General features: G+C 55.9%; 7 protein-coding genes and 4 pseudogenes. 7 read left to right on the forward strand and 4 right to left on the reverse strand.

The genetic code is table 11. The features are described from left to right. On the forward strand, positions 1-263 hold a 263-nt coding region (locus JWS10_RS01170), incomplete at its 5' end, for a hypothetical protein (protein ID WP_299503994.1). Positions 264-364: 101 nt separating this feature from the next. On the opposite strand, the gene JWS10_RS01175 is transcribed toward JWS10_RS01170, so the two are convergent. Beyond that, positions 365-1402, reverse strand: a complete 1038-nt coding sequence (locus tag JWS10_RS01175) for a sugar ABC transporter substrate-binding protein (RefSeq protein ID WP_366943503.1) — start codon at positions 1400-1402, stop codon at positions 365-367. A gap of 393 nt (positions 1403-1795) precedes the next feature. Here JWS10_RS01175 and JWS10_RS01180 point away from each other — a divergent pair, with 393 nt between their 5' ends. After that, positions 1796-3109 (forward strand): CHASE3 domain-containing protein, encoded by a 1314-nt coding sequence (locus JWS10_RS01180; RefSeq protein WP_299503996.1) that lies wholly within the window; start codon positions 1796-1798, stop codon positions 3107-3109. A 248-nt stretch (positions 3110-3357) separates the two neighbouring features. On the opposite strand, the pseudogene JWS10_RS01185 reads toward JWS10_RS01180, so the two are convergent. Beyond that, positions 3358-3735 (reverse strand): annotated as a pseudogene (locus JWS10_RS01185) (transposase); the annotation flags it as partial. A 132-nt stretch (positions 3736-3867) separates the two neighbouring features. On the opposite strand from JWS10_RS01185, the pseudogene JWS10_RS01190 reads away from it, so the two are divergent. After that, positions 3868-5147, forward strand: a pseudogene (locus tag JWS10_RS01190) (IS110 family transposase). Between the two features lie 217 nt (positions 5148-5364). Here the strand turns inward: JWS10_RS01190 and JWS10_RS01195 are convergent. Further along, positions 5365-6036, reverse strand: a pseudogene (locus JWS10_RS01195) (DDE-type integrase/transposase/recombinase); the annotation flags it as partial. On the opposite strand from JWS10_RS01195, the gene JWS10_RS01200 reads away from it, so the two are divergent. After that, entirely contained in the window at positions 6026-7075 is a 1050-nt protein-coding gene (locus JWS10_RS01200; protein WP_299504006.1) for an IS110 family transposase, read from the forward strand. The pseudogene JWS10_RS01195 and the gene JWS10_RS01200 overlap by 11 nt on opposite strands. Before the next feature lie 241 nt (positions 7076-7316). On the opposite strand, the pseudogene JWS10_RS01205 reads toward JWS10_RS01200, so the two are convergent. Beyond that, positions 7317-7574: pseudogene (locus JWS10_RS01205) on the reverse strand (transposase); the annotation flags it as partial. 132 nt (positions 7575-7706) lie between these two features. On the opposite strand from JWS10_RS01205, the gene JWS10_RS01210 reads away from it, so the two are divergent. The 3 genes from JWS10_RS01210 to JWS10_RS01220 all read left to right on the forward strand — a co-directional run bounded on the left by JWS10_RS01210 (position 7707) and on the right by JWS10_RS01220 (position 9936). Continuing rightward, positions 7707-7916 carry an NAD(P)H-dependent oxidoreductase gene (locus JWS10_RS01210; protein WP_299503998.1) on the forward strand — a complete coding sequence of 70 codons (210 nt, stop codon included), beginning with the start codon at positions 7707-7709 and terminating at the stop codon, positions 7914-7916. Beyond that, positions 7913-8260, forward strand: coding sequence for an NAD(P)H-dependent oxidoreductase (locus tag JWS10_RS01215; RefSeq protein ID WP_299504000.1), 348 nt, complete (start codon positions 7913-7915; stop codon positions 8258-8260). Before JWS10_RS01210 ends, JWS10_RS01215 begins: the two co-directional genes overlap by 4 nt. A 602-nt stretch (positions 8261-8862) precedes the next feature. Continuing rightward, positions 8863-9936 carry a diguanylate cyclase gene (locus JWS10_RS01220; protein WP_299504002.1) on the forward strand — a complete coding sequence of 358 codons (1074 nt, stop codon included), beginning with the start codon at positions 8863-8865 and terminating at the stop codon, positions 9934-9936. Positions 9937-10060: the final 124 nt, after the last annotated feature.

Consider the following 10060-nt stretch of genomic DNA (forward strand, 5'->3'; position numbering starts at 1 on the left):
TGGTTTCCAACAGCGCTGCCCCGCTTTGCTCGAATGAGATCGAAGCTGAAGTTCAGCACCTGCTTGACGAGAAAAACTCTGAATATGATTGCGGCGCGCCGCTTGATCTCGAAATTTCGATCGGAAATCCGATTCACCCGGATAGCAATGACATCGCAGATTTACCCAAGTGGCTTGAACGCGCCATCGCCCGCGCCGAAACCCGGGCTGTAGCAAAACTTGGTAGAGCTTCCAATGTGAACATCCGCCGGTGCGGGCCTTAGCGTTCATTGAGCCGAGCGGGGCTGCTTTGAAAAATCCCGATTATGTTACTCCATATACAGCGCCATGACAGGCTGGCTGGCTCGCGCAGTTTCCTTGCGCGTCACTCTGATGACCAGGGAAAGTTGACGTAGCGATCACGAGTGTCGTAACAAATGTTGCCATACATCTTTAGATATTTTCCCCGGCGTTCCATATCGAAAAACACAGCAGCCGGATTTAGGAGATCATCTTGATACTCGGCGAGATTGGTACGGGTCAAAGCGAAGGGCAAAATATCCATCGCCTGAGGGATACTTTTCCCTTCAAGCCAATCGGCCCCGAATTGACCCATTGCGTAGCCAAACACCGGTGATGCTAAAGCAATGCTGGCTTTGTAGGGACTGCCGACGGAGTTGATCTCTTTCACCGCTTCTGGCTCCCCGTCAATGCCACCCAAGAACTGGTCTGGTCGCGCTTTGCCGGCAGCGCGCAACGCCTCTAGTGCGCCAAGCACAACAGCGTCACCTCCGAGGACAACATCGATATCAGGTTCGGCCAACAGAATGATCTTCATCGTGTCAAACCCGCCTTGCTTGGTCACCGGATTTGGCGTGATGTCGGCAACGATTGTGACGCCGGGAAGTCCACCCAAACCGTCACGCATCGCGACAAATCTCGGCGCGAGAAACTGCATCGAATCTTGAGTGAGCAGGACGACCTTAGCCTTTCCGCCGAGGTGCGTCATGATGTGAGAAACTGCCGCATCGGTGAGCTCTTTGCCCGTCGCGTATTGAGGCGCATTGAGCAGCAACGTCGCAGGTGGAGGCACGATTGTTCCGACGTATCCTCCCGACCATATGAACTCCTGCAGACTGCGGCTAATTGCAGTGGGATCGGACGACGTCGCAACCAGAGCGCCAACCATTTCTGCGCGTAACGAGGCGATGATTTCGACCGCCTTCGTCACATCGTTGTCAATTGAGATTTTTTTATACGCAAGGCCCCTATCTCTGGCGGCTCTTTCTAGACCGTAGTTAACCCCCTGTAAAAACTCACGCTCGTTCTCCTGAACGAAAGCTATCGTCTTCTTTAACCCGGGCGGCGCCCTGCACAGAGGTGCCTTTGGGTTAAATTGCGAAAAAATAACCGACCTAGTTATGCCGGAGGCTCATCCTGCGCCTCAGCTTTCACCGAGCAATTGATGATCAATGTTGCGAGCAAAGCCAGATGCATAATTTTCGGGCAAAATGAAAAAAAAATCTTGGGCGTAAGCATTCTATTCCTCCTGGGATGCGTTAACCTGCACCTCGCTAAGTAAGAGCACACAGATGGGCTGATCGACAGGGGACGGGCGACACGTGCGATTGATCTACCCATAGTCCCATTTCTTCGTCAACTGGATCTCTCACGCCCAAGGTAGGCGGAAAATTTCGCTGAAACTGTTCGCTTGTCGAAAATTTTTGTATAAGGGCAGATGCTGCCAATGCCCGGTGCATGCCATACGATGACGGATCAGAAAGCGAGGTTGGGATTCATGGTTAGCGGATCGCGCGTGACATGGCTGTCTGTTACGCTGCTCGGACTGGGCTTTATGGCTCTGCTGCTCATTGTCGGCGTGACGTTCAATCTAGCCGAACGATCGCAGTCGCAGTTTGACACGTCTTTATCGACACAAGAACTCTCGGCCGCAGCAGTAGAACTTCGCTACGGACTGCAGGCGGCGGAATCCGCACAACGCGGCTATATAGCCAGCGGAAATGAAATTTACCTTGCCCCTTACGGTACAGCCAAAGCTTTGGCCCTGCGCAAGCTGCAAAAACTCACAACACTATTGGAACCCGGCCAACGCGACGGCGCGGCGACCCAACGGCTTGTCATGCTCATTAACTCCAAAATCGAAGAAATGGACACGACCATCGCGCTGAAGCGGGAGCGTAAGGACGAGGAAGCTCTGAGCGTCTTTAGATCAAACCGTGGCAAGGCTATAATGGATGAGGCGAATGTCTTCATAGCCAGTATGATCAGAAACGCGAATGCCCGCTTAACTGAAAATGTCGACGCTCAAAAAAATGGATTGTTCCGGCTACGTCGCATCATTTTGACTTCAGCGGTGCTGATCGTTGTGGTCGTTACTTCCACGTATGTTATGATCGTCGGCGTCGTGCGATATCTCCGCCGTGCGCGAGATGTTACGGCAGCACTCAACTCTGACCTCGAGACCCGTGTGAAAAATCGAACAGCCGAACTTTCAGCGGCGCGCGACCGAGCGGAAATATTGTTGCTCGAAGTTAACCACCGGGTGTCAAACAGTCTGGCTCTTGTAGCGGCAATGGTTGGGATGCAGAGTCGTGCGACAACGAGCACAGACACCCAAGAAGCATTGGCCGAAGCTCAAACTAGGATCAACGCAGTGGCCCTTGTACATAAGGAACTGTACGTTTCCGGTGAAGTTCAGTCCGTGGCTCTAGACGGGTTTTTGTCCAGCTTGCTACGACAACTGGAAATCTCCATGCGTGACGCCGGACATCAAGCGTCGCTGAAACAAACTATCGCCGCTTTGTCCTTGCCGACCGATAAAAGCGTCAGTCTCGGGATTATCACGTCGGAGTGGGTCACCAATGCGTTCAAATACGCATATCCGAGCGGGGGCGGCGAAATCAGAGTCACGCTCAAGCGCATAGGTGATGGCCCAGCGGAGCTGCTTGTGGAAGACGATGGCGTTGGTCGCAAACTAGACCAGCGGCCACAAGGGACTGGGCTTGGGACTAAGTTGGTTAAAGCGATGGCGAGCACGTTGGGCGGAAGCATCGAATATTCTGAACGGCGACCCGGTACGACTGCCAAACTGACTTTGCCGATAACTTGACGCGAGAGCTGGTCGACACTTGATATTCCGGCAATGAAAGCCGTTTGACGCGCAGTCTTTTAAAAAACGCATTTCTTTCCCAACCCCACCGTCGCCTGTCGAAAAAGGCGATAATGCAACCTCTTGAGAACGAAACTGTTTTGGCCGCTGGCTATGAGTTCTCGAAGCACAGCAAGCCGACTTCTCACTCAGCGTTCGGGTCCGCGAGATCATGTTGACCTAGTGTCCACTGACGTTGCCCCCAACTTTTATCCAGCGTGGGCGAGACTCCGTGTTTGAGTTTTGCCCATTTGGGCGGGTTGGGCAACGGGGGCTGGCGCGGAGCTTTGCGGATTGCGCAGCATCGGGCCCCGTTGTGGGATGAAGGTTCGGGCAAAATCGGCTGGGGTCTGCCATCCGAGGCGGGAGTGGAGTCGTTCCGTGTTATAGTCGATGCGCCAGGCGGCGAGCGTGACGCAGGCGTGATTCAGGGGAACAGGGTTTCATTCAGGAGTTCGTCGCGCAGTCGACCATTGAAGCTTTCGATGAAGGCATTCTGGGTCGGCTTGCCCGGGGCGATATAGTGCCAGTCAAACTTACGATCATCCCACGAACTTCAGAATCGCGTTCGAGGTGAACTCGGTCCCGTAGCATGTTGGGAATGACGCGCCGTTGAAGGTTATGGCCGGCTGCGCAGCCTCCAAAATTGCGCAGCAGGCGGCCATCACCGGCGGGTCTCTATGATGGTTTTGCGAACCACACCACAGAGGAGATCGGCTATGGCCAAGGTTGAGCATACTTCGGATGCCCGTGTTCTGGTAGGCATCGACATTTCCAAACACCGGCACGAGGTGCTGATTGCCGTCCCGGGCAAGGCGCGTCGTCGACGCCTGACGATCACCAACAGCACGGATGACTTCATGCGGCTCATCGCGATCTTGCGTGAATACGGCCTGCCCGTCCGGATCGGTTTTGAGGCAACTGGCAATTATCATCGGGTGCTGATGTATCATCTGGGCGTCGCCGGGTTCGACCTGAAGCTGGCGTCTTCGGTCGCTTTGGCCCGCACACGCGAGGCGCTGCACAACAGCTGGGACAAAAACGATCCGAAGGATGCCCAAGTCATATTGCACATGCTGCAGATCGGGTCGGTGCAGATCTCCCAGGACCCGATGGTGGCCGGCACGAACGACGTTCAAGAGTTGTCCAAGACCGATGATGCCGTGTCGCGGTCCAAGACCGAGATGTGGCACCGCATCCTGACCCATTACTTGCCGCTCTACTTCCCGGAAGCCGATCGCTTCCACCGGAGTTCGCGCACCGATTGGTTCCTGGCATTTCTCGAGATGTTCCCCTCTCCGCACATGATCAGCGCCATGACCAAGGTGGAGTTCATCCAGGCTGCGTGGGAAGTGGTTGGGCGCAAGGTTGAGAGTCTCTCCTGTTGTCAGATGTTTACGAGACAGCAAAGGTGTCGACAGGATTGCCCGTGTCGCCGGATTCGGACGCCATCCGCATGTTCCGCATGATGCTAGCTGAAGGGCGAAGCCTGATCCGGCAGCGCAACGCAATCGAAGATCGGGCTGTGGAGTTGCTCGGTGCGCGGCCTGACTATCAACTGCTACGGACCATTCCGGGCATCGGGCCGATCAATGCCCTGACCATCCTCGCCGAGACGGGCGACCTGCGCCGCTTTCTTCATCACCGGCAGTTTCTGAAGTTCTGCGGCATGGATATGGCCACCGTCCAGTCCGGCATGTTCCGCGGTCGAAGCAAGATATCCAAGTATGGCAATGCCCGCCTGCGCCGCACGTTGTGGCTGGCAGGGCAGACGGCGGTGCTGAAGAAGGCAAACAGCTTCCGCGACAAATTCAAGCGATACATCGCGCAAGATCGCCACAACCCGGATCTTCGGCGCAAGGCATATACCGCCATCGCAGCCAAGATGGCTCGCACCATTCACGCCGTGATCAAATCCGGCGAACCTTATCGCCCCTTCTTTGAGGGGGTGAGCCCAGGCGGAAGGACCTCTCTCTCAAAGGGCCGTGGAGGCGCATGATGCGACCTCGTAGATAATGTTCGGGCCTTCCGCTTGGGATTTAGGATCTCGTCTTAAGGACGGTGAGGGCGGCAACCAGGCCGACCCTGTATTTGCTATGGAAGAGACCACTTCTTGACGGCGGAGCCCGCCTGGGCAACTATTACCAAAGGTATCCGGTCGCTCGGATGCCCCGTGATCTGACGCCCAAAACCGCGTTTTGTTCCAGAGCTAGGACGTTGTCGCTGACCACCGTCTGTGGCTTGCCGCGGGCGTCGAACAGTGTGGCCAGTTCCCGCGCCACCCTTGCGCCTGACAACGAGGTGTCAGCGACCAGCGCAAGGCATTCGCGGGTGCAGTCATCGACAACCGTCATGATCCTGAACCGGTGTCCATCCGTCAGCTTGTCTGACACGAAGTCCAGAGACTAGCGCTGGTTCGGCATCAAGGGCAGCACCATTGGGGCTCGTGTGCCCATAGCCCGCTTGCGCCCGCCCCGGCCGGCGCACATGCAACTGCTCTTCGCGGTAAATGCGGAACAGGCGCTTGTGGTTGAGATCAAAGCCCTCGCGCCGCAGGAACACATGCAGCCGGCGATAACCGAACCGGCGTCGAGCCTTGGCAAGTTCTTTCAGCTGATCGCGCAGCACGGGGTCATCCTGCCGAACTCCCTCATACCGCATGGTCATCCGGCAAGAGCCGATTACCCGGCACGCCCGCCCCCTCTCGGCAGATTGCTTCGCAATCGCCTGCCGGGCAACGGCATCGCTCATCTCGTGAATTGCCACCAGATGCGCGACCGCTTGCCGCTTCGCGGCGGGCGTCACCACTAATGGGATGGTCCGCCCCGCACCCCAGCGTATGCTCTGGTGGCATCGTCAAGCAAAAGGAGAGAAAGGATGCGAACCAAACTATTGCCCGAAGCCTTTGCCTATGGGATCGACATTGGCAAAAAGGTATTCCACGTTGTTGCCGTCAACCGCGACGGTGCAGTGATCCAGAGTGCCAAGTTTGCGCGCGAGACGTTGCAGTCATTCTTCGATCTGGCGCCCAAAACTTTAATCGGCATGGAAGCATGTCCGGGCTCGCAATGGTTGGCCCGGAGGCTGATCAATATGGGGCATGATGCTCGGATTATCCCGGCCCGGTTCGTGAAGCCCTATGTGAAGTGGAACAAGACTGATACCGTCGATGCAGCGGCGATCGCTGAGGCCGTGACGAGGCCAACCATGCGATATGTCGAGGTGCGAACGCCAGCGCAAGTTGACCTACAGGCACTTCACCGCATCCGGGATCGGCTCGTGGGTCAACGCACCGGCTTGATGAACCAAGCTCGCGCCTTTTGCCTCGAATATGGGCTGGCTATGCGTATCGGCGCTGGCGCTTTCCACGCCGACATCCGGCGGCACCTTGGCAATCTGAACAACGATCTGACCCAGAATATGCGTGTGTTGCTCACTGATCTTCTGGATGACCTCGCCTATATAGAGAACCGGGTTAAAGCCTTGACCTCCACGATCGAGGCGATCGCAAAAGAGGACGAGACGATCAGCAGGCTGCTGACCATTCCCGGCATTGGTGCCTTGAGTGCAACAGCACTGGTGGCCGCGGCAGGAGATGGCCTGCAATTCCGCAAGGCGCGGGACATGGCGGCATGGCTTGGGCTTGTTCCAGCGGAGCATTCGACGGGAGGAAAGCAGACCCTTCTGGGGATCAGCAAGCGCGGAAACAGATATGTGCGCCGTCTGATCATCCATGGGGCGCGATCCTGCTTCTTGCACCTGAACCGCGAAAGCCATGCCTTGGGACGCTGGCTGAATGCGTTGGAAGCCCGAACCCATCGCAACAGGGCCGTCGTTGCTTTAGCCAACAAGCTCACCCGGATCGTCTGGGCCATACTCACGCAACTCGGCACCGTCTACCTGCGGTCAAAAGGCGCGGCAGCCTGAGCTGATCCTTTACCGCAAACCCATTGCAGAGGACGTGATGACCAAACGGTTGATCGACCACGGGTAAGCCACACGCAAAAAAAACGGGACGTGATCCCGTTCCTCTAATCTGGAACCCGAGGGGCGGATCTCATCAAGGCCTTGTCGCCAAAAGCGGCTGACTGATCAGAGGCCGGATACATTTACGCAAGCCGGTGCGTCACACACAAAAACCTTGCAATAGCGGGGCGGACCATACATTTTTTCCTAGGAGGTCTTTCAGCGCGGCATTATCCAGCATCGCATCGGCCAACAGCCGTTTCAGACGCGCGTTCTCGTCCTCGAGCCCCTTCAGGCGCTTGGCCTCGCTGACATCCATTCCGCCATACTTGGCCTTCCACTTGTAGACGGTCGCATCGCTGACGCCGCGCTTGCGGCACAGATCGGCGACGGAAACGCCGGCCTCGTGCTCCTTCAGAATGCCGATGATCTGGTCTTCGGTGAACCTGCTGCGCTTCATCTCTGGTCCTCTCGGTTGGGCCAAAGTCTACCTCAAACTGGATTAGCCGAGGGGCCAATGTCACCGTCGCTAGATAGAGTCCTATGGTGTTCACACCTGTTCCGGCTATTCAGCCTAAATCTTGAGAACACCATGCCCCACCTTCTCGTTGTCGAAACCAGCGCGCGCGGCGATGCTTCGATTTCCCGTCAGCTGACCAAACGCCTTGTCGCCAATTGGCTCGAAGTGCACCCGGACGGTGCGGTCGTGCGGCGCGATCTCGCCGTGGATGCGCTGCCGCATGTGACCATGCCGTGGCTATCGGCTTATTTCATGCCTCCGCAGGCCCATACCCGGGGATGACCGAGCAACTGCGTCTCTCGGACGCGCTGGTTGCCGAATTGCTGGCAGCTGACGAGGTTGTCATGGCCACGCCGGTCTACAACTACACTATCCCGGCCAGCCTAAAAGCCTGGATCGATCACATTGTGCGCAAGGGCGTAACGCTTGGCTTCGATGGCCAGAGACTGCTGATCGGCAAGAAAGCCACCGTGGTGCTGGCGTCCGGCGGCGTCTATGGCGAGGCCTCGCCCATAAACCACCTCAATTTTATCCCGCGATACCTCGAGGCCATTCTAAACGTGCTCGGCATCACCGACGGGAGGATTATCCATGGCGAAGGTGCCAAGGTCGTGGATATGGGTTAAGCAACGATGGACACGTTCGTCGACGCCGTCATTCCAAAACTCAATCGTGCTGCAGCAGCCTGAGTGACTGGGTAGCCCGGCTTGAAGGTCGTATAAAACCCCATGGAAGAAACACCGGTTGGCGGCTGTTCTGATCAGAAATTAGGGCCAAACACGCGCTGCGTCTTCGCGAACGACCGCTTCGGAGGGAATGTCAGGGGATCAAGCAAAGCGGTGGTCGTCTGGGCATCCATTGCCCGGCAGGCGATTGCATGCAAACGCCGAGAGGGGCTAAAGACCGTAACCAGTCCGCTCAAGTTGAGGTCTGTGGTAATCACGCCGCTTGCGCGCTCACACGGTTTGCTCAGTAGGTGGATAGGGAGCGCCCCGTCCCAGGCGTTAAAAGGCAGGTAGGCTTGGCCAACAACAAGGCGCATAATACTACTAAACGGGAAAGTATACGAGTGCTAAGGCGACACGTCCTCCTTTGGGACAAAGAATAGCCGCAATTCAGTCACGGAATCGCCTTTCGACAACGTGAAGTTGAATATGGCGAGCTCTGTTGCGCGTCACGGATCGCAAGCTTCGAGCATCTGGCGAACCCTGATTGAGGATCATGTATAGTGTTGAAAGACGCCTTATTGTTTTCGTTCAACGCAGTTGGTTCTATGGCCATTGCGACCTTGCTCTATGGCTTGTTGCAGCGCCATATTGAAAACCGGATCCTGAGGCATACGTTGGTTGGCGTCGTCATGGGGTCGGCAGCAGCTGTTTTGATGGCTCAACCAATTGAGATTATCAATGGTTATCAGGCGGATGGTCGGAATGCATTCATCGGCATCGCGGCGGTCTTCGGCGGCCCCATATCGGCTGCAGTCGCTGCTGTAATAACCGCATTCATGCGGCTTTGGATAGGGGGAGCCGGAGTGCCTCTCGGTTGCGTTATGATTTTGGCAACGGCAACGCTGGCGAGCTTTTGGAAGGTTTCACGCAATAGTATAAAAAACAGGCGCACGACTACGGACTGGCTCACCCTCGCCGCCGTTTTGATCATCCCGATTAACATGATGCTTTTAGTGCCCATCCCGAACAAAGCTGAAATTGTTGCGTATCTAAGCCTTCTCACTTTGGTGAATGTGATGATCTTTGGACGACTGATGGAAACTGAGCAGCGGCGTGGACGCCGTGAACGCCAGCTAAACATGGCCGCTAATACGGATGTCCTGACATCCCTGCCCAATCGACGCAAGTTCATGGATGTGGCGTCTGCGGTCGAAGCCAAGCGCCAAACTCGCAAAGGGCTGTTGTTGATCGACATTGATCATTTCAAGAAAATCAACGATGCTGTTGGCCATGATGCCGGTGATGAAGTTTTGCGTATCGTTAGTCAAAAGCTGGCCGATCAGACTCGAAAAAGCGATATCGCCGCCCGCTTTGGCGGAGAAGAGTTCGCTGTACTGATCGACGCTATCGATCAAGATGATCTGGCTAGATTTGCAGAGAGATTGCGCAAATCCTTGAACACCAACGTAAAGTATAAGGGGTCTGAGGTCGTTTTGTCCGTCAGTATTGGCGCCACGTTCTGTGGCGATCAGCCGTTTTCGTTCCAAAATGCTTACAATTCTGCCGACAAGAGTTTATACGAGGCAAAGGAATTGGGGCGTGCGCAGTCAGTGGTGACAGCTTTAGCAGCGTGAACGCACTTTCTTCGGCTGACAATAAATAATCATTTGCAGTTGCCTCTGGCGCCGGACCAGTCCCTTAATAACGCGGTAATAATGCTGCTTTCAGGTGTCGGAGTACGGCAGCATGGGACTTGTC

The sequence above is a fragment of the Cypionkella sp. genome (genome assembly GCF_028290025.1).
GTDB lineage: Bacteria > Pseudomonadota > Alphaproteobacteria > Rhodobacterales > Rhodobacteraceae > Cypionkella.